Here is a 19,176-nt window from a genome sequence, read left to right as displayed (position 1 = left end):
CCGAGACCGTGGACCCCGTGCGCAACCCGTACGCCCCCGGCGCGGGGCAGCGCCCTCCAGAGCTCGCCGGGCGCGACCGAGAGCTGCAGCAGTTCGAGATCGTCCTGGAGCGGGTGGCCCGTGGCCGTCCCGAGCGCAGCATGGTCGTCACCGGTCTGCGCGGCGTCGGCAAGACCGTCCTGCTGAACACCTTCAAGTCCATGGCCATGCAGCGGCTGTGGGGCACGGGAAAGATCGAGGCCAGGCCCGACCAGTCGATCCGGCGCCCGGTCGCCGCCGCGCTGCACCTGGCCATCCGTGAGCTCGCCCCCCGGCACCGCGCGCCGGAGCGCATCGAGGAGTTCCTCGGCGTGCTCAAGGCCTTCGCGATGCGCGACCCGAGCGCGGCCAAGGGCACCTCGCACTGGTCCCCGGGCATCGACGTGCCCGCGAGCCGGGGCCGCGCCGACTCGGGCGACCTGGAGATCGACCTCACCGAGCTGTTCGTCGACGCGGCCGGGGTCGCCACCGACCTGGGGGTCGGCATCGCCCTGTTCATCGACGAGATGCAGGACGTGCAGGCGCCGGACGTCTCCGCGCTCTGCGCCGCCTGTCACGAGCTGTCCCAGAGCGGCGGCCCGCTGATCGTGGTCGGCGCGGGACTGCCGCACCTGCCCGGCGTGCTGTCGGCCAGCAAGAGCTACTCCGAGCGGCTGTTCCGCTACGCCAGGATCGACCGGCTCGACCGTGAGGCGGCCGATCTGGCGCTCATCGCCCCCGCCGAGAGCGAGGGGGTCGAGTTCACCCAGGAGGCCCTCGACGCCCTCTACGAGGCGGCCGACGGCTACCCCTACTTCGTCCAGGCCTACGGCAAGGTGGCCTGGGACCTGGCGCTGAGCAGCCCGATCACCGCCGACGACATCAAAGTTTCCGCGCCCGAGGCGGAGGAGGAGCTGGCGGTCGGTTTCTTCGGCAGCCGATACGAGCGGGCGACACCCGCCGAGCGTGACTACATGCACGCGATGGCCGCCATCGGGGACGAGCCGGTGGCCACCGCGGAGGTCGCCGAGGGGCTGGGCCGTAAGCCCTCAAGCCTCTCCCCGGCCCGTGACAGCCTCATCAAGAAGGGCCTGATCTACAGCGCCGAACGCGGATTCATCGCGTTCACGGTGCCGCACTTCGGAAAGTTCCTGCGTTCTCAGCCCGTTTGAACACATGTTCGATATAGTGGTGTCACGGTCTACACGGGGCCCTAGCCCTCTATACGGCTCTCTAGTGGGGAAGCTAGAGAGCCGTATAGAGCTGAATGGAACCGCTGGAAAGATCTAGAAGTCTCTAGCGTCCAGCCGATACGGGCATAGATTCCAGCAGAGACATCTCCTCGACCGGCTGACCGTCGAAGCCGACCATCGCCACCCGCACCGCCGGGTGCCGCCCGCTCAGATAGACCGCGAAGACCACGTCGACCGGCTCACCCGTGTGGCTGTGCCCCTCGTAGACGAAGAACCGCCAGCACAGCTCACGCCAGCTGTCCACGGGCTCGGTGCTCGACAGCAGCTTCACGTGCGAGCGCCAGGTCGCGCTCGCCCGCAGCCGGCCGAGGGCGTGCGCGGGGTCGAGCGGGCGCTGCTCACACGGCGCGCGATACCGCAGTCGCGCCGCCGCCTCCTCGATCTCCGGCGACAGTACGGCGAGCACCAGCAGCCCACCCAGGGCGGCGACCGCCTGCGTCCAGTTCATACCGGACAGCAGCGCCCAGCCCGGGACCCCCGGCGTCCAGACCAGCCCGAGGGACATGGCGGTCAGCACCATGGTGCGCCCCAGCGAGCGCAGCCCGACCGGCACCGCGCTGACCTCGCCGAAACAGCCGCACCCCACGTCCGGACGGCGTCGCCGCAGCTCCCACAGCACGTAGGTGGACACGGCGAAGAACGCGGCCGTACCCCAGCGGAACACCGGATGGCCCGTCGTCACCAGCCCGGCGACCAGGACCACCTCACCGGCCGCGCAGCCGAGCATGGCGGGCGCGCGCCAGTGGTCGGCGACCAGCACCGCGGGACCGAGCCTGCTCAGCACGCCCGGCTCCGCCTCGCCCCTGGCCGTCCACACCTTGGCGAGCGCTCCCGCGACGAGCAGTGCGCTCAGCACCGGAAGCTGCGCGGCGGCGATCATCGTCAGCATCTGTGTCACCCCAATCCGACCCGGGCGTTGAAACACCCCTTGGTCAGCTCCCCGCCGAGCTCCACGAAGGAGACCGGCGACAGTTCCACGATCCGGCCACGGGGAGAGGTGCCGCATTCCAGGCAGCGGTCGCAGAACCGGCCCGCCAGGCAGCCGCAGGCCACGATCGGAAGCACCGAGGTTCGCCCGGCGCACACGTTGCGCACGCTGAGCGCGGAGCCCAGCGCGAGGTACGGCAGCGCCGTACAGGACACTCCGGCGTCCTGGCAGTCGCTGTCGGCGTTTTCCAGCATGGGGTAGGCCACGCCCCGCTCACCCCAGTCGAAGGTGTCGGACCAGGTCGAGGTGCCCGAGATGCGGGCCTGCGCGCCGTACCCGGGAGGCGGTTTCGGCACGGAGGTCCACCGGTAGGGCGGCTGGGAGGTCGCGGGCAGACGGGCGTGGGCGACGCCGTCCTCGCGGATTCCGATGGCGTCGAACAGGTAGCCGGGCTCGAACTGCGGGTGCCGTACCCGCAGGCGACCCGAGGCGCCGTAGGGGATGACGATCGTGCGCCGGCCCCGGTGGGGCCCGCAGTACAGCTCGACCGTGAGGTCCCTGCGGCCGCTGCCGACGGACTGGATCACGCCGGTGATGCGGGTGATGTCGGCCCAGATCCGGTCGACGACCCGGCCGCCCTGCAGCGCCCTGACGATCACGTGGGCACCGACCGGCAGGTCGGTGGGGGAGACGTTCTCACCGCGCCAGGCGGTCGCCCACGGCGCGATGACGAGCCGCTCCTCCTCCCCCTCGGGGGTCTCCACGACGATCAGGTGCGGGCTCACGTCCAGGATCTCGCCGGTGATCGAACGCAGGGGCTCCCCCTCCTCCGAGTCGGCCTCGGGGTCCGGCTCCCGCTCGTCGGAGGAGCCGGGGGAGTCGAGGGATCTGCCAAGCACGGCGGCGGCCAGCACGCGGCGGCGGTCGGCGCTGCGATACGGCATCGTCACTCCCATGTTTCACGAAGGTCTCCCGGTCAGCGTCACACGCTCACGGGAGTCTCGCCGTTCGCTTCGGCCAATAATCCTGTCGGTGGGGTGGCGGGGTAGCAAAATTCCCCCTCCCGGTGGAACGCGTCATTCCCCGTTCTAGGGCAAACCAGTACCCGACTCCGACTTGGGACACCTCTGCCTGGGGGAGGTGTTCTTTGCTGTTGACGGGACAAAATATAGGTTCCGGTTCAGCCGGTTTAGGGGCTCTGGCTGCGATTCTGGCCACGAGGCACACCTGACCACAGGCTGGTGATCGCGGTGAGCGGCGGAATCCATGAGGAGTTCCGCGAGTACGTCGTTGCTCGCGGTCCGACACTGCTGCGCGCGGCCCGTCAGCTCACCGGGCATCCCAGTGACGCCGAGGACCTGCTCCAGGCCGCCCTGTTCAAGACCTACCTGGCCTGGGGCCGCATCCACGACCGCGCGGCGCTCGACGCCTACGTGCGCCGGGCGATGGTCAACATCAACATCTCCTGGTGGCGGCGGCGCAAGCTGGAGGAGTATCCCGCCGAGGAGATCCCCGAACCCGCCCTCGTCAGCGGCTCGGACCATCTGCCCGAGCAGGTCGAACAGGCCCTCGACCGGCTGCCGACCAGGATGCGGACCGCCGTCGTGCTGCGTTACTACGAGGACATGACCGAGCCGGAGATCGCCAGGGCGCTGGGCATCAGCGTCGGCACCGTCAAGAGCACGGTCTCCAGGGCGATGGCACGGCTACGCGGCGATCTCACGATTCCGGAGCAGCGGCAGCCGGAGCCCCAGCGCTAGCTTCCCCGGACTCCGCCCCGGCCGTCGCGCACGGCCGTACGGCGTCGCGGATCGTCCGCAGCATGTCGAGGAAGACATCGAGCTGCTCGGGGGGGAGCAGGCCGGTGAACCACTCCTCGATGTCCGCCAGATGCCGAGGGAGCACCGCGGTGAGCCGGTCCGTGCCCGCCTGGGTGATCACGGCGTAGGAGGCCCTGCGGTCGGTCGCGCACGCCTGCCGTGCGACCAGTCCCTCACGCTCCAGCCTGTCCACGACCCGGGTCACCCCACTGGTGGACAGGCTGGTCTGCGCGGCCAGGTCGCTCATGCGCAGACGCCTGCCGGGGGAACGTGCCAACCGGATGAGGGTCTCGAAGTCGATGTCCGAGAGCCCCGCCTCGGCGAAGGAGGTGTGGGTCTTCGCCAGCAGGCCGCCGAAGGCTTCGGCGAACAGGCCCATGGCCGTTAACCGGGAGTCGTCAAAGGAGGTCACCGCTCCACTTTAACCGATGATGGTTGACGTGGGGAATATTCCTCATGTAGAAATCTGTTGACGCAAACATCCGCACTGCAAGCACCTCTTCGGGAGTAGTCATGACCACTCGGACCTGGGAGAACCTTCAGCTCCCCGCCGCGGGTACCTTCAACCTCGACGCCGCCCACACCAGGATCGGCTTCGTGGTCAAGCACATGATGGTGAGCAAGGTCCGCGGTCACTTCGACCAGTTCGCCGGAAGCGTCACCGTCGCCGAGAACCCCCTTGAGTCCTCCGCCGAGCTGACGATCAAGGCCGAGAGCATCAGCACCGGTGTCGCCGACCGCGACGGCCACCTGCGTGGCGACGACTTCCTCGCCACCGAGAAGTTCCCCGAGATCACCTTCCGCAGCACGCGCGTGGTCGGCCACTCCGGCGACGAGTTCACCGTCCTCGGTGACCTCACCATCCGCGACGTCACCAAGCCGGTCGAGCTCACCGTCGAGTACGGCGGCGCGGGCACCAACCCCTGGGGCCAGTCCCTGTGGGGCTTCTCCATCACGACCGAGATCGACCGCGAGGAGTTCGGCCTGACCTGGAACCAGACCCTGGAGACCGGTGGCGTCCTGGTCGGCAAGAAGATCAAGATCGAGATCGAGGGCGAGGCCAACCCCGCCGCCTGACAGTCGTCGTCCACAGGTTCCCTCCCGGTGCGCGGGAGGGAACCTGTGGGTTTCCTTGTCGCCTGGCATTCGTTGTCCACAGGCTCCTTTCCGGTGTTCGGGAGGGAGCCTGTGGATTTTCCGGGTGCGAACACTCCTGCGACCTTGGGTCCAGCCGGGTCTTGGGTCCGCTGGGCCCGGGTCCAGCGCTCGCCTGTGGGGTCGAGGCCGTACCCTCCGGCTTTCCTGGGAAGTTGATATTCCGTCAGGTGGTACCGGACGTCTCGTCTGGCGGGAATCCCCAGACTCGCAGCCGTGTCTGCCTGCGAGAATCGCTGATCGTCCACAGGTGTGCACAAAGTTATCCACAGGAGTGGATAACTGGTACACGCCTCCCCGACACGGCGTCTGCGGGAACCGCTTTGCTGCCTCGCCTGATGGCCGGTACTCTATGCTGAGCCACTCGGCAACCAGGAGGCTTCGCCTAGTCAGGTCTATGGCGCCGCACTGCTAATGCGGTTTGGGTTTACCGCCCATCCGGGGTTCAAATCCCCGAGCCTCCGCAGACGAAAGGCCCTCTCCCCGGAAACGGGGGGAGGGCCTTTTTGATCTCTGAGAGGCCTCCGTCGCAGTTCTAGCCGCGCCGCTCACGAGGCCGTACGTCAGGCCCAGCAGTTCCTGCCCGCCCAAGGCGACGACGCCACCCGGGCCTGGCTGCTCAGCCGTCAGGCCGAGGAGCTCGCCGCCCTCGGAGACCGACGCGCCGTCAGCCTTCTGCACCAGGCCGAAGACGCCTACAGCCGTGCCCGCCCACACCGCGAACGCGCCTGGACCCGCTTCCTGGACGCCGGCCGGATGGCCGCCTTCCAACTGTCCACCTACGTACGGCTCGGCGACGACCACCGGGTGATTGAAGCCGGACAGGCAGCCCTGTCGGCCGTCGCGCAGGACACTGACCACAAGAAGGTCGCCGTCGTCTACGCCGACATCGCCCAGGCCCAACTCCAGATCGGCGACATCACCGAGGGTGTCACCTACGCCCGCCGCGCCCTGGAATCCGCCCGCCGCAGCGAATCCACCTGGGGACTACAGCACCTCGCCACCGTCGAAAAGACCCTTGCCGGGCAGAAGGACCAGGCCGCCCGGGAACTCCTGGGAGACATCACTTCCATCCGCCGGGCTCTGGGGACGTCTCCCGCCTGATCCACTCCAGATAGTCAGCCGTCCCGGCCACCAGGGGAGCAGCGACGATCTGCGGCACCTCACAGGAGTGCAACTCCCGCACCCGCACCGCCAGAGCCTCGAACCGGCCAACCGTCGTCATCATGACCACCAGCCACTCATCAGCACGCCAGATCTCCCCGGCCCACCAGTAGACCGACTCGAGCGACGCGACGACCTGAGCCGCAGCGGCCAACCGCTCCTCCACCACTGCCGAACAAACCCGCGACACCTCCCCGCGGCTGCCGACAGTGACCCGAACCTCTACACAATCCGAAGCGTTCCCGACCACGCTGCAACACTGCCGAATTGTTCTCATGGGTATCAAGCGCGGCGGCGCGGCGCGCCGCCGCGCCCCGGCCCTGCGCCCGCCCGCCGTCCGGGCGTGCGGCCTGGGGGCCGGTCCCGGCCGACGCGGGACTCCGGGCCGCCCACCGCACACACGCGCCACCGCACGGACCGAACCCTCCGCTCTTGGGTTGCCGCGCCGCCGCACCGATACAGCCCTCACGATCGCCATTGCATGGCTGGCCATCGCACGGGATGGGGGCGATCGACGATCCGTGCTTCGTTCCTCAGCACGGCTCACCGGAGGACGTGAGTGCGGTCTGTACTGGTTCGGTCTCCACTGACCATGGGGCGATTCAGGGGGAACTGTGAGGGGATACCTCAAGGTCCTGAGCAAGGCCGGCCTGCCCCTTGTCGATCGCGGCCTCGTAGAACGCGTCGGCGAGCGCCATGATGATCCCTTTGATCGCAGGCCCATCGGTGAAGAAGTAGTCGGCCATGGTGTTGTGCGCCTCCTGATTGTCGGCGACAGCCTCAATGACGGCGGACTGGAAGTCCTGCGACTCCATGAACTGCTTCTTCGAGTTGTTCTCGGTCCGGGCCTGCTGGACCAGTTTCGGGACGGCGAGCAGCCGCTGTACGAGCCCCTGCACGAACTCCCGGATCTGGGACTCGGCGAACGAATCGGCGCCGAAGAGGTCGTTCATCTTGTCGATGACGACCTGGAGCGCGACGTACTTCGGCTCCTTCTTGGTGCCGGTTCCTGCTGCGCTGATCCCCTTCAGTTCGCCGTCTCCGGTCAGCGAGATGTCGACGGCGATCCTCTTGGTGTGCTTCACCCCGACCAGGACCACGTCGGAAAGGTCGACGTCGGCGCTCCAGGAGGACTCGGCGATGACCTTCTCCAGGAGGCGGAGGAAGATCGAGAGCATCTCCATGTACGGGTCGCCGTAGTCGACGATCTGGCTCATGAAGTCATAGAGCCGCACGTAGGTGGAGACGTCCTTGCGGAAGAGGTCGAGGGTGTTGAGCGTGACCTTGTCCTCGGCCTCGATCGCTGCCGCGTAGCGACGCCGGAAGTCGTGCTGGGCCGGGCTGATCGCCGCCGAGAGCGCGTTGTTGCCCTTGCGGGTGACCCACAGCTCGGCGACCTGGCGGACCTGCTCCTCGGTGTAGATCCCCGCCTGGGCGAGCTTGTTCGCGAGGTGTACGACGATGTACGGGTCGGTCTCGGTCTCCAGGGTGGCGTTGGTGAAGTACGGCTCGAAGGCGGTCCTGATGTCGTCGGGCTTGTTGACGAAGTCGATGACGAACGTCTTGGCCTTCTGCTCCCCGCCGGCGGTGCGGTGGGTTCGGTTGAGCCGGGAGAGCGTCTGCACGGCGGCGACCCCGGCGAGCTTTTTGTCGACGTACATCGCCGAGAGCAGCGGTTGATCGAAGCCGGTCTGGAACTTGTTGGCGACCAGCATGATCTTGTACGTCTCGCCCTTGAACGCCGCCGCTAAGTCGGCGCCCGCTCCGGGGTTCATCTTGACCTCGGTGAACTCGTCGTCCTTCGAGGGCGTCGGCCCCCAGTCCTGGCTCCACTCGTCGTTCTCGGTCATCGACACCGACCCGGAGAACGCGACTAAAGCCCGGTAGTTGTACGACGCGTCCTCGGCCGCCCGTTTGGTGATGTAGGCGTCGATCGCCTTCCGGTACTTCACCGCGGCCTTGCGCGAGTCGGTGACGACCATCGCCTTCGCCTTGCCCTCCAGCAGGTGGGCGACGTTGGTGTGGAAGTGCTCGACGATGATCTGCACCTTCTGGCTGATGTTGGTCGGGTGCAGCTGCACCCACCTCATCAGCCCCTTGCGCGCGGCCGACTCCTCGACCTCGCCACCGTCGCCGCTCCCGGCGTTGCCGGCGATTTTCAACGCGGTGTCGTAGGACTGGTAGCCCTTGAGCACGTCGAGGATGTAGCCCTCCTCGATCGCCTGCTTCATGGAGTACCGGTGGAACTCGTGCGGCTTGCCGTCCGACCCCGTGCGGCCGAACAGCTCCAGGGTCTTGTTCTTCGGGGTCGCGGTGAAGGCGAGGTAGGAGATGTTCTCCGACTCGGCCCGCTCGGCCATCTCCGAGGCCAGGATCGCCTCGACGTCGACCGAGCCGCCGTCCTCGATCTCCTTGATCTCCTCGGCGGTCAGGACCTGCTTCAGCTTCGAGGAGATCTGCCCCGACTGCGAGGAGTGGGCCTCGTCGGCGATGACGGCGAACCGCTTACCCTTCAGGCTGGAGTCGGCCCGGATCTCATCGTGTGCGTGCGGGAAGGTCTGCATCGTCACCGCGATGATCAACTCACCGTTCTTCAGCGCCTGGGCCAGCAGGCCGGACTTCGACTTCGCACCGGCCTTGCGCACATCCTCGGGACTGATCGTCGCAACGATCTTCCCGCTGCCGTCGATCTGCCGGATCGCGTCCTGAAGCTGCCCGTCGAGCACCGTGCGGTCCACGACCACGATGACCGAGTCGAAGACCTTCTCATCGCCGATGTGGAGCCGCGCGAGACGGTGCGCCGTCCAGGCGATCGTGTTCGTCTTCCCCGACCCCGCGGAGTGCTCGATCAGGTAACGCCGGCCGACACCTTCCTCGGCCACGGTGGCCACGATGTCCGTGACCGCCTCCCACTGGTGGAACCGGGGGAACAGCATGCTCGTACGGCGCACCGACGTGCCGGTCGCGAGGTCCCACTCCTCCTTGGTCTCCACGATCATCAGCCGGCCGACGATGTTGAGCCAGGAGTGCTTCTCCCAGACCCGCTCCCACAGGTACGCTGTCGCCGACCTCCCGTCCGCACCAGGTGGGTTCCCGGCACCGTCGTCGAAGCCGGTGTCGAACGGCAGGAAGTGTGTCTTCTCGCCCTCTAATCGGGTCGTCATCGCGGCCCGGTCGTTGGAGACCGCGAAGTGGACCAGCGCCCGGTGCCCGAATGACAGCAGCGGCTCGCGCCGGCCGTTGGTCAGCGGGTTGCGCTTCTTCTGGTACTGCTGGATCGCCTCGTTCAGTGACTGGGTGAAGTCGGTCTTCAGCTCCACCGTCGAGACCGGGAGCCCGTTGACGAAGAACACTAGGTCGATGCTGCGCTGGTCGGCGGTCGAGAAGTGCACCTGCCGCATCACCCGCACGCGCATCGCCGCATAGTGCGCGTTCGTCGTCGCGTTCAGCGTCGTCTCGGGCCGGAACTGCGCCATCTTCAATCGGCCACCGCCGATGTACTGCACCCCGGTCCGCAGAATGTTCAGCATCCCGCCGCCATGCTCCAGCGGCTTGTCCAGCGCCGTGGTCAGCACATCGAGGAACTTCGCCTGCGACCCGGCCGCCTTCAACGCTTTTTCGTACGCCGGCTTCTGGGTCGCCTCCAGCCAATCGAACAGATCCTTGGGGAACAGCGCCCGCTCACGGTCATAACCGGTGTCGTTGGCCGAGTACAGCCAGCCATGGGCCGCGAGGTACTCGCAGATCTCGGTCTCGAAGACGACCTCGTTGTGGTCGGCCATCACACCGCCTCGCGTACGTCGATCTGGCCGGTCACAGCGGCCGTGATCAGCGCGGAGCGGCGCTCATAGGCGAGCTCGATGAAGCACTGCGTTTCCGCGATGAGCTGATCGATTTTGGAGGTCTCACTGTCCAAGTGCGAGACAATGCGGCGCTGTTCATCCACAGGGGGCAGCGGCATCGGGAGGTTCCCGATATCGGACTGGCTGATATTGAGCATAGAGTGGCTCGCGCCGGTCGCCTCCAATTCGATCAGATCGCGCCATCTGCGGCTTCCGAGCACTATCGCTACGAACCGCGAATCGGCTCGGCTCTCATCGAGCGAGAAGGCGTAGAGCTTGTCACAGAGCATGAGCCGCGGGAAGTCGCCCTCGACCACTGCCGCGCTGCCAACCAGTTCACGGGTGTTGGCGCGCGACACGATGAGGTCACCTTGAGTTACGACGATTTCCAGGCGCGGGATCTCGTCCTCCGGCAACTCTTTGTTCTCCATCGGGCGGAAACGACCGCCGTTTGCCGCTCCAGCCTTAAGAACGGCCCAACTCTCGACACCATCGGCTGGCCACGAGTAGCACTGCGGGCTCCACCCCTGCCGAACCGATCGAATGATGTGCTTCAGTCGCGCCCCGCTGGTAGCGATGATGGACACCGCCTCCTCAATCGCCGCCTGGCGACGCTCGCGGAGCATCTCGATCAGACGCTGCTGCTCCTCGATGAGTGTGTCGATGCGGGCAGTCTCGCGGTCGAGGTAGTCGGCGACAGCCCTCTGCGTTTCAAGGTCCGGGAGGTCAATCCGAATCTCAAGGAAATCGCCCTGACTGATGTTCTGCATCGAGGAACTCGTCCCGACGCTCGCAGCTTCGACCTGCGATCGGTAGATTGGCGTCTTCGTCCACCAATCGACGAACCGCGGTTCAGCGCCGTTGAATCTCACGGCCCACAGCCGGTCTGGAAGGTAGAGGTTCGGGAAGCCCTGACCAACTGCAGCAGCGACCCCCAAATGTTGCTTCGTGTTCATCCGGCTCACGATCAGCGAGCCAGCCAGCACCGGACACGAAACTCTGTCTAAGTCATAGGCATCCACTTGCTTATTCTCTTCTGGACTAAAAATTCCGCCGTAAACGGCACTCGTCTTGAGCACGCCTAGCTCATCGGCGACGGCTGGCCATGGCGCTCCATTGACGCTGGTTCCACTCTGGATGGAGCTAACGACTCGCTTGAGCGGGAAATTCGGCCACTCTATCCTGGTCACTTCTCGACCTCCCGCAGCAAGTCAAGGATCTTGGCGACCTGCTTCTCCAGGTCGGCGTCGATCTCGGCGAGAGGGCGGGGCGGGGTGTACTTGTAGAAGTGGCGGGTGAAGGGGATCTCGTAACCGACCTTGACCTTGGTCCAGTCGATCCAGGCGTCGGGTACGTGCGGCTTCACTTCGGTGTCGAAGTAGGTCTGGATGACCTCGATCCTGCCCGTAGGACCGGCGGTCGAGCCGCCGTAGGTGAACGGCACGTTCTCGGTGTCGCGCTTCTTGGAGTCGGGCTTCGGCTTTCCCTTGCGGTCGACGACGGGCTTGCCGTCCTCATCCAGCAGGGGCCGTTCGACGGTGATGGCCCAGTAGCCGAACTCGTCGTTGCGCAGCACCTTCGAAAAGTCGGAGTCGGCGTCGGTAAAGTCGGCGTACAGCCGGAGAACCTCGACGCGGTCGGCGTCGCTGAGCTCACGGTTCTTGTTGCCGAGGTTCTTGCGCATCTTGGTCCAGAACGACGTGCCGTCGATGAGCTGGACCAGGCCCTTGCGCTCGGGATGCTTACTGTTGTCGAGGATCCAGATGTAGGTAGGGATGCCGGTGTTGAAGAACATGTTGGTCGGCAGCGCGACGATCGCCTCGACCAGGTCGCTCTCCAACAGCCACCTGCGGATGTTCGACGGGCCGGACTCGGCGGCGCCGTTGAAGAGCGGTGAGCCGTTCATGATGATCCCGGCCCGGCCACCGCCGTCCTCGGGGGCGCGCATCTTGTGCGCCAGATGCAGCAGGAACAGCATCTGCCCGTCCGAGGTGGCCGGCAGGCCATGCGCGAAGCGGCCGTACCGGCCGGCCTCGTCGCGCTCCTTGGTGACGGCCTTTGCGTACTGCTTCCAGTCGACGCCGTACGGTGGGTTGGACATGCAGAAGTCGAACTGGCGGCCCTTGAAGGCGTCGTCGGTGAGCGTGTTGCCGAAGGCGATGTTGGACGCGTCGTGGCCCTTGGCGAGCAGGTCGGACTTGCAGATCGCGTACGACTGGGGGTTGTACTCCTGGCCGTACAGGCTCAGCCGGGCGTCCGGGTTCTGCGTGAGCAGGTGCTCCTCCGCCAGAGAGAGCATGCCACCGGTGCCGGCGGTGGGGTCGTAGAGCGTGCGGACGATGGCTTCCTCGCCCAGATCGGTGTCCTTCTCGGCGAAGAGAAGGTCGACCAGCAGCCGGATCGCGTCACGCGGCGTGTAGTGGTCACCGGAGGTCTCGTTCGCGGCCTCGTTGAACTTGCGGATGATGTACTCGAACGCGTCCCCCATGTCGGCGTTGGACACGACATCGGGGTGCAGGTCGACGGCGCCGAAGGACTTCACGATCTCGCGCAGGAGACCGGCCTTCTCCAGGGCGATGATCTCCTTCTTGAAGTCGAAGTACTCGAACACATCGACATCGGCGGAGAACCGGTCGATGTAGTCGACGAGGTTGTCCTCAAGCCCGTCCGCGTCCTTCAGAAGGTTGGCGAAGCTGTATTTCGAGGTGTTGTAGAACGGCCAGCCGGTGGCCTTCTTGACCTCGATCCGGAGCCGATTCGGGTTCTCGTAGGTCGCGGCCAGGTCTCGGACGGTCTCGCGGTCCGGCTCCAGGATGCAGTCGAGGCGCCGAAGGATCGTGAACGGGAGGATCACGTTCCCGTACTGGTTGGGGCGGTAGGGGCCCCGAAGCTGGTCGGCGATCGACCAGATGAAACTACCCAGCGTGCTCACAAGGCTCCTCACAGGAATCACTCAACGTGCATGGCCGCGCCGGCCCACTGGGGTAGTCACGCCCACGCAAGGCAACCCATGTCCGCTAACGAGGCGTCATCAAGCCATCTTCGCGCACCTCGGCCTCCTGCGTACTCGGGAGGCAGGCGGAATTTCAGGCCTGCCCGCACCGTAGCGGAGGAGGCCGACACAAAGCGCGGGCAGCAAGAAAACAGGCAGCCCTCGGAGAACTCCGCCTCGCACAGGCCGCACTGGGTCGGGCCGCTCCGAAGCACCGTGGCCGACGCCTTGCGGGGCGTGATCGCCGTACAGGGTTGGGGGCGATCGATGGTCCAGGGCTTCGTGCCTTGGCTCCGGCCCGCCGGGCACCAGGGTTGCACTTCGGGTTGCGATACAGGGGCGTTCAGGATGGACCGCACATGCCCCCTGACCCGCATTGAACCGTCCGGAACAACCCAAGGGCGATCTTTTAATCCGCAAGTTTCCAGGTTGGCATGCTTCCCCGAGGTGCGGAGTGGTGATAGTTTCCGGTGCCAGCCGACATCCCCGTGTCGTGCCGGATCGTCTACAGCAAGCCGTACCCCGTGCGGGGAGGAGCAGATTAATGCCGTGTCTGCCGCGTGCCCGATGGGACGAGAAAAAAGTTTACCCTATTCGGCTTCTTCCGGGTTCCGGTGTTCCAGTTCCGCTATTGGAGCGCGCCGCCGTTCTGCTCCTTCTATTGACGTTTGGCCTGAGACGTACTGTACTGATCTTACAGCTTGCATTGTAAGATTTCCAGGAAGCTCAATGGGGCGAATGTCACGGGCGTCGTGCAGCCAATAATATCGACCCTCCTTTTCTTGACGCCCGGTCAAGACGATCCCGATCTCATTTCTGTGCGCTTCCAAAGCAATCCTGTACTGATCCTCTTCGAGTCGTACACGGATTTTTCTTGCGGGTGATCCACTTACTACCTCAACGCGTATAACTCCGGGACTTCCAGGATTGGGCCGATCGAGAAGTGTGACCGCTCCCATAATTGTTACTATCTCAGAAGAAGAAGTTACTGCTAAATGGGTACATGCTTTCTCTAAGATAACTGCATGTCTAGGCTCGAACTCCAGGGTCACCGGCTCCAAGAAGCCATCTTCATCAAGACTAGACGCAGGTTTCCAGGAGACGGAAATGTCTGCTCCATCGGAATTTTCAAGAACACCTTGAAGTGCATAGATAAGCTCGTAGGAAATCCCTTTGCGCACCCCATTGTCGAAACCTGACATTGATGATGAGCGCTCAAAATGTTCTATGGCCTCCTGTGTGGACTCCAGAGAATTGATGAAGGTCTTTGTTATATCGCGCCCTGTATGGGAGCCTATGCCGGGCAGTGTAGAGCCTTCATCTTTCGGTCTTTCATAGAAAAGCTGGTCTACAGGGGCGTACGCTGTAATTACGTAACTAGAGTTATCGGTTTGCCCCATGAGTACGCTATTTAGGTACGAGTAAGCAAACTTCGAATTGGCGTTGCCGAAGTACGATTTAGGTGACTTTCTAGATTTCGCGGAAGCAAGAAGCGCCAGTCGAGCAGATTCGATTAGGCTCTCACCTAAGAGCCACGGGATGGCTCCTGCGATTGTGGTGACTTCCTTGCGAAATCTAATTTCATCCCCTAGCGGAACTGTGTCTCGGCTTAATCGTTTTAAGAGTTTTTCAGCCTTCGACTCTCTCTTCAGTAGAGCAGCTAAAGCCTGTTGGAATAAATCAAAGTAATCAGCCATACTCCTGTCTAAGGGAAGTAGAAGGCTGGGCGTATTTTCCTCTCCTGGAGCACGCCAGCGAGAGTAAAGCCCCTCTTGCCCTCCGTACTGCGACCAGCCCACTCGCTCTAGTACGACAGCGAGTTCTTTGGGAGATATCTCTGTTGCCAACTGGCGGATTGAGATGTTACTCACGGCTTCCCTCCAGCTCCGATGCGCTTCATAATCGCACAAAGGGCGATGTCGTCGAAGACGTTTGCGGTGGAAACCTTTACACTGGTTTCTTCTTTCCCAGTAGGCTTCAGGCCCGTCAGGACAGCCCAGTATGCGCAATGACGGAGGCTGAGAAAGTCGTGAGTTGCAACTACCCATGCAGCGACTTCTTTAGGTATGATCATTGCAACAAGAACTCGATGAATAATGACCGGTTCTGCAGCCATAAACACTAGGCGATCATTGCTTAGCTTAACACTAACATGCCCATTGGGTGGGTTCGGATCATATTGATATGTGCTTTTAAGTTGGACTTTTATGTCTATCTGAGAATCTACTGTGTGTAGTCCGGAATTATGGCTCAATACCCAGTCGATCCCGTCGTCGGGGTCTGGTTTTGCCATAGTGCAACCCGCCGCGGCCGCGACTGCTCTTAAGTAGCTGTCCTGGAGCATCTCCATGCGACTCTTGAGTCGAAGATCTCCCCGAAGAGGGTCTTCAGGTGTGCGGGGGACCACGATCGTCATCCAGTCGACTCCCTGTTGTGGCCTGCTTCTGTCCTATACCTCGACTTGGACAGACTTATGCAGTATCAGGGTGGATCAATAAGACTAGATGGAGCAAGTCCCAACTTATCTTGCGTACCCAAACCGTTACTAGTGGTAGCTATTTCATGCTTCTCGCCCGACGATCAACCCATAAGATATCTTTTGTCCGGTTCGCCAATGTGGCCCCTAGGGACTTGTGGCCACCTCCTCGATTTGCTTCAGTCCTGGCCTTCGTCCTTGCCTCCCTAAAGCACGCAAGTCGGTACAAATCAACCATATTAGGTCATTATTAACTTGGCCCTACTGGGAGTCGATAGAGCAGAAATCTAGGACTCTGCGGTGCGGTAGTCCGTTCTCGACACCCTCATCCTCCATTGACTTCACCGACTCTTGCCGACCGTCAGTCGTCTGAATGCGCCCTCATGCGTACTGAGAGAGAAAGCTGGAGGTTACGAGTCGGAGAGGGTAAGGCCGGTCTCGGCGATGAAGCCTTCCAAGAGCCCGGGCTGATACTGCATGCGTTTGAGTCGGCTCTTGATCAGGGCCGCGAGCTCGTCGATGTTGCGGACGGTGAAGTTGACGAGCTTGGCGCGCAGGCCGGCCCAGATGCCCTCGGCCGGGTTGAGATCAGGCGCATATGGTGGCAGCCGGTAGACCAGCAGCCAGTCCTCACGCGCGGCGATCCAGGTGCGCATCTGGGCGCAGACGTGTTCGGGCGGGCTGTCCCAGACCAGTGAGATCGGCCCGCCGAGCTGGACGTGCGCGGCCTGTAGCAAGGCCTTGAACGCCGCGACGCCGAAGCCTTTGCCCTCGCTCACACGCCGGTGATAGACGATCGTGCGGTAGAGGAGCCGGGTTCGCATCCCGGGCTTGACGCAGATCAGTGCGGCGATGGAAACTCGGCCCCGTCCACGGTAGGACACCTCCAGCACGGGGGTATGCCCCCGGGGCGCCCAGGTTCGTCCTTTAGGCGGTCTCAGGCTCTGGCCCGACTCGTCGGCGAACACGAGCCAGGAGCCCCAGGCCGCCCGGGTGCTTTTATCGCGGGCCAGGTCCGCTTGACCCAGGTGGCGATCTGCTCTTCGTCGCGTCGGGCGGCTTGGTGCGCGGGCACCTGGAACGACCAGCCCAGTCGCGTCAGCAGGTAGGCCACGCCGCGTGGGGTGTAGCGGATGTGGAACCTCTCGGCGATCAGCATCGCGACGCGGGCGCTGGTCCAGCGCTGGTCGTCCCAGCCGTGCGCGGCCGCGCCCTGGCCCAGCAGCGCCTCCAGCCGGTTGGTCTGCTCGTCGGTGAGCTTGCAGCCGGTCCCGGCGGTGCCTTTGGAGCGCAGTGCGGCTTTGCCGCCGTTGCGCCAGGTGCGGTGCCACTCGCAGGCGGATTTGCGTGTCATGCCCAGCAGGTGGGCCACCCGCGGCGGGGCGATTCCTCCGGAGAACATGTCCGCTGCCCGCAGTCGCAGTGCCTCGCGCCGCTCCCGCTCGGTGTCGGACAGTCCTCCGCTTCTGTCGGAGTACCTCATACCTCTAGGCTGCCACCTGGGAAAACAGCGGGGATGAGCGCCCTGCGCACCTCATGACGCCCGGATTTCTCCGTCAGTAAGGCCGATAGGTCAGCGCCGGTCAGTATGACGATCGCCTACGCCAGCTGCGAGAGCGCGCCAGGCCCGCCAAGGTCGATGAATAGTCGTCGTGGGACGTGCGCAGGACGATCTTCGATGGCGAGGGACGAGAAGACGCTACCGCCCTGGTCGGAGGCTCTGTCTCCGCTCGGAACGTAGCGCTCTTGAAAACCGCTGTCGGAGGGGCAGCGCTCTTACGATCGCCTTGCGGTGATTGATCGCCGTGCAGGGTTGGGGGCGATCGATGGTCTGGGACTCGTTCCTCAGCCCCGGACCATCGGGCATTCGGACACAGCACCGCAGCAAGGAACGAGATCGGCATCATGATCGCGTGCCAGATCCGTACTAGGAGCTGTTCGGGGTTCGGATCATGTGGTTGAAGTGAGGAGCTTCAACCACATGACCGAGCCTCGGAGATAGAGCCCGGCTTCATAGCTTTCCGGGGCCTTGTCATAGCGGGTCGCCAGACCCCGCCAGGTCTTGATCTTCTGGAAGCAGCGCTCAACGGTGTTGCGCTCCTTGTACATACCGGTGTCACAGCTGACAGGCCGACCACCCCGGCTGCCCTTCTTCCTGCGGTTGGCAGCCTGGTCCTTCTTCTCCGGAATGACCGCCTTGATGCGGCGTTTCCTCAGGTAGGCGCGGTTGGCCTTGGAGGAGTACGCCTTGTCCGCCGCCACCGCGGCAGGGCGGGTACGCGGCCGCCCGACCCGGCCGGGAACACGGATCTTGTTCAGGACGGTGACGAAACGCGGGCAGTCGGCGGCCTGGCCGGGCGTGAGCACGAAGGCCAACGGCAACCCGGCGGCATCCACCGCGGCATGGACCTTGCTGCTCAGCCCGCCTCGGGACCGGCCGAGCCCGGCAACCGCAGCACGGGCCCTGCGGCGTCGCCGGGCGGCGGCACGATCCCCACCCGGCGACGCATCCGCATCATCCGCGTTGTCCGCGCTGGAGGTGACCTGCGGCGCATCACCCGCAGCACCGGCGGCTGCTCCGCAAGTGGAACCCCCTTTTCCTCCGTCAGCGCCTGCTCCAGCGCATCCAGCGTCTCCCCGGCCACCGCCAGCCCGGCCGATTCCTGATGCGCCCGCACGATCGTGGAGTCCACACTGACCACCTCCAGTCCGACCTGCCCCCGCGAAGCGGCCTCAGCGATCAACGCATCCATCAAGTCCTGGAACACCCCGGCCTTGGCCCAACCGTTGAACCGGGAATACAGCGTGGACCAAGACCCATACCGTTCCGGCACATCACGCCAGCCCGAACCGGTACGGAAGCGCCACAGGATCCCGTTGAACTGATCCCGCACCCGCCGCGGCAACGGCCCGGTAGCCGCCACCGGCAGATACGGCTCGATCAACGCCCACTCGGCATCCGTCACATCAAAACGCGCCACGTCCGAGTTCTACCAGCCACAGCCAGCCCGCTCTCCGGCCCCACCGAGATCCGAACCCCAAACAGCTCCTAAAGGGGAGAACGGGGGGAGGGCCTTTCTGATCTTTGTGGGGCTTCCCGTTGTGGTTCCAGTCGCGACGAAGGCTCAAGCTTCGCCCCACAGAGCGGAGGCCAGCCGCTCCCCGGCGTCGCGCATCGGCGGTGTGGAGGCGCGGGCGCACCGCGCGGTCGTGGTGACCCGCGTGTGGCCGAGCACCTCCTGAACGACGCGGATGTTCACGCCCTGCTCGACGGGCGGTGTGACGGGCGTCGCGCGCCCGAACGTCCCGAACCCCGGCCTACCGCAGGAGCGCCTTCCACACCTTTTCTCGCCGCAGCTGTGCGGGCCGACGCAGCCATGTCGCCACTCCATGCGCTGGACCGTAGCCCGGCACCGCGCACTGGGCGATCTCGTATGAGGCGTGGACGACCTGATCGGCGAACGTGGTGGTGAGAAGGCCGTCCCACCCCCGTCGGTGCGCGACGGTAGGGACGTCCCTACCGTCGCG

General features: G+C 64.6%; 16 protein-coding genes, 1 tRNA gene and 1 pseudogene. 5 read left to right on the top strand and 13 right to left on the bottom strand.

Annotated features, from left to right (window positions below; genetic code table 11):
- Positions 1-8: 8 nt before the first annotated feature.
- Positions 9-1,190 (top strand): AAA family ATPase, encoded by a 1,182-nt coding sequence (locus ACFYY8_RS29285; RefSeq protein ID WP_390046387.1) that lies wholly within the window; start codon positions 9-11, stop codon positions 1,188-1,190.
- Between the two features lie 124 nt (positions 1,191-1,314).
- Here ACFYY8_RS29285 and ACFYY8_RS29280 read toward each other — a convergent pair whose 3' ends face one another.
- Both ACFYY8_RS29280 and ACFYY8_RS29275 read right to left on the bottom strand, forming a co-directional pair.
- On the bottom strand, positions 1,315-2,160 hold the full coding sequence (locus ACFYY8_RS29280) for a MauE/DoxX family redox-associated membrane protein (protein WP_390046385.1): 846 nt from the start codon (positions 2,158-2,160) through the stop codon (positions 1,315-1,317).
- Positions 2,161-2,165: 5 nt separating this feature from the next.
- Positions 2,166-3,143, bottom strand: coding sequence for a hypothetical protein (locus tag ACFYY8_RS29275; protein ID WP_390046383.1), 978 nt, complete (start codon positions 3,141-3,143; stop codon positions 2,166-2,168).
- 306 nt (positions 3,144-3,449) lie between these two features.
- On the opposite strand from ACFYY8_RS29275, the gene ACFYY8_RS29270 reads away from it, so the two are divergent.
- Positions 3,450-3,959 (top strand): SigE family RNA polymerase sigma factor, encoded by a 510-nt coding sequence (locus ACFYY8_RS29270; protein WP_390046381.1) that lies wholly within the window; start codon positions 3,450-3,452, stop codon positions 3,957-3,959.
- On the opposite strand, the gene ACFYY8_RS29265 is transcribed toward ACFYY8_RS29270, so the two are convergent.
- Positions 3,919-4,431 carry a MarR family winged helix-turn-helix transcriptional regulator gene (locus ACFYY8_RS29265; protein ID WP_390046379.1) on the bottom strand — a complete coding sequence of 171 codons (513 nt, stop codon included), beginning with the start codon at positions 4,429-4,431 and terminating at the stop codon, positions 3,919-3,921. The genes ACFYY8_RS29270 and ACFYY8_RS29265 overlap by 41 nt on opposite strands.
- 101 nt (positions 4,432-4,532) lie before the next feature.
- On the opposite strand from ACFYY8_RS29265, the gene ACFYY8_RS29260 reads away from it, so the two are divergent.
- The 3 genes from ACFYY8_RS29260 to ACFYY8_RS29250 all read left to right on the top strand — a co-directional run bounded on the left by ACFYY8_RS29260 (position 4,533) and on the right by ACFYY8_RS29250 (position 6,278).
- Positions 4,533-5,096 (top strand): YceI family protein, encoded by a 564-nt coding sequence (locus ACFYY8_RS29260; RefSeq protein WP_390046377.1) that lies wholly within the window; start codon positions 4,533-4,535, stop codon positions 5,094-5,096.
- A 452-nt stretch (positions 5,097-5,548) separates the two neighbouring features.
- A tRNA-Ser gene (locus ACFYY8_RS29255) sits at positions 5,549-5,638 on the top strand.
- 292 nt (positions 5,639-5,930) lie between these two features.
- Positions 5,931-6,278: a hypothetical protein gene (locus tag ACFYY8_RS29250; protein WP_390046375.1), complete on the top strand. Its 348-nt coding sequence runs from the start codon at positions 5,931-5,933 to the stop codon at positions 6,276-6,278.
- Here ACFYY8_RS29250 and cutA read toward each other — a convergent pair.
- The 10 genes and pseudogenes from cutA to ACFYY8_RS29200 form a co-directional block, all read right to left on the bottom strand.
- Positions 6,238-6,615 carry a divalent-cation tolerance protein CutA gene (cutA, locus tag ACFYY8_RS29245; protein WP_390046373.1) on the bottom strand — a complete coding sequence of 126 codons (378 nt, stop codon included), beginning with the start codon at positions 6,613-6,615 and terminating at the stop codon, positions 6,238-6,240. The genes ACFYY8_RS29250 and cutA overlap by 41 nt on opposite strands.
- 325 nt (positions 6,616-6,940) lie before the next feature.
- Positions 6,941-10,120: a type I restriction endonuclease subunit R gene (locus ACFYY8_RS29240; RefSeq protein ID WP_390046371.1), complete on the bottom strand. Its 3,180-nt coding sequence runs from the start codon at positions 10,118-10,120 to the stop codon at positions 6,941-6,943.
- The gene (locus ACFYY8_RS29235) at positions 10,120-11,259 is read right to left on the bottom strand and encodes a hypothetical protein (protein WP_390046370.1); all 1,140 of its coding nucleotides are present in this window, start codon (positions 11,257-11,259) and stop codon (positions 10,120-10,122) included. Before ACFYY8_RS29235 ends, ACFYY8_RS29240 begins: the two co-directional genes overlap by 1 nt.
- A 107-nt stretch (positions 11,260-11,366) precedes the next feature.
- Positions 11,367-13,112 (bottom strand): N-6 DNA methylase, encoded by a 1,746-nt coding sequence (locus ACFYY8_RS29230; RefSeq protein WP_390046369.1) that lies wholly within the window; start codon positions 13,110-13,112, stop codon positions 11,367-11,369.
- 650 nt (positions 13,113-13,762) lie between these two features.
- Positions 13,763-15,043: a hypothetical protein gene (locus ACFYY8_RS29225; protein WP_390046367.1), complete on the bottom strand. Its 1,281-nt coding sequence runs from the start codon at positions 15,041-15,043 to the stop codon at positions 13,763-13,765.
- Positions 15,040-15,588, bottom strand: coding sequence for a DUF4365 domain-containing protein (locus ACFYY8_RS29220; RefSeq protein WP_390046365.1), 549 nt, complete (start codon positions 15,586-15,588; stop codon positions 15,040-15,042). The genes ACFYY8_RS29225 and ACFYY8_RS29220 overlap by 4 nt, the downstream gene beginning before the upstream one ends.
- 470 nt (positions 15,589-16,058) lie before the next feature.
- Positions 16,059-16,616 (bottom strand): transposase, encoded by a 558-nt coding sequence (locus tag ACFYY8_RS29215; protein WP_390046362.1) that lies wholly within the window; start codon positions 16,614-16,616, stop codon positions 16,059-16,061.
- On the bottom strand, positions 16,586-17,131 hold the full coding sequence (locus tag ACFYY8_RS29210) for a transposase (protein WP_390046359.1): 546 nt from the start codon (positions 17,129-17,131) through the stop codon (positions 16,586-16,588). Before ACFYY8_RS29210 ends, ACFYY8_RS29215 begins: the two co-directional genes overlap by 31 nt.
- Before the next feature lie 467 nt (positions 17,132-17,598).
- Positions 17,599-18,629 (bottom strand): annotated as a pseudogene (locus ACFYY8_RS29205) (IS5 family transposase).
- 144 nt (positions 18,630-18,773) lie between these two features.
- Entirely contained in the window at positions 18,774-19,040 is a 267-nt protein-coding gene (locus tag ACFYY8_RS29200) for a hypothetical protein (RefSeq protein ID WP_390046357.1), read from the bottom strand.
- Between the last annotated feature and the right edge of the window lie 136 nt (positions 19,041-19,176).

This window comes from Streptosporangium sp. NPDC001559, assembly GCF_042893955.1.
In the GTDB taxonomy this organism is placed as follows: Bacteria; Actinomycetota; Actinomycetes; order Streptosporangiales; family Streptosporangiaceae; genus Streptosporangium.
Note: the sequence above shows the minus strand (reverse complement) of the source record. Positions and strands in the feature narration are given on the sequence as shown.

Excerpts from the sequence above, each read along its gene's own strand:
- ACFYY8_RS29210 (WP_390046359.1), bottom strand. The coding sequence starts at position 17,131 with ATGAGGTACTCCGACAGAAGCGGAGGACTGTCCGACACCGAGCGGGAG.
- ACFYY8_RS29220 (WP_390046365.1), bottom strand. The coding sequence starts at position 15,588 with ATGACGATCGTGGTCCCCCGCACACCTGAAGACCCTCTTCGGGGAGAT.
- ACFYY8_RS29240 (WP_390046371.1), bottom strand. The coding sequence starts at position 10,120 with ATGGCCGACCACAACGAGGTCGTCTTCGAGACCGAGATCTGCGAGTAC.
- ACFYY8_RS29275 (WP_390046383.1), bottom strand. The coding sequence starts at position 3,143 with ATGCCGTATCGCAGCGCCGACCGCCGCCGCGTGCTGGCCGCCGCCGTG.
- ACFYY8_RS29280 (WP_390046385.1), bottom strand. The coding sequence starts at position 2,160 with ATGCTGACGATGATCGCCGCCGCGCAGCTTCCGGTGCTGAGCGCACTG.
- cutA (WP_390046373.1), bottom strand. The coding sequence starts at position 6,615 with ATGAGAACAATTCGGCAGTGTTGCAGCGTGGTCGGGAACGCTTCGGAT.
- ACFYY8_RS29250 (WP_390046375.1), top strand. The coding sequence starts at position 5,931 with ATGGCCGCCTTCCAACTGTCCACCTACGTACGGCTCGGCGACGACCAC.
- ACFYY8_RS29260 (WP_390046377.1), top strand. The coding sequence starts at position 4,533 with ATGACCACTCGGACCTGGGAGAACCTTCAGCTCCCCGCCGCGGGTACC.
- ACFYY8_RS29200 (WP_390046357.1), bottom strand. The coding sequence starts at position 19,040 with ATGGAGTGGCGACATGGCTGCGTCGGCCCGCACAGCTGCGGCGAGAAA.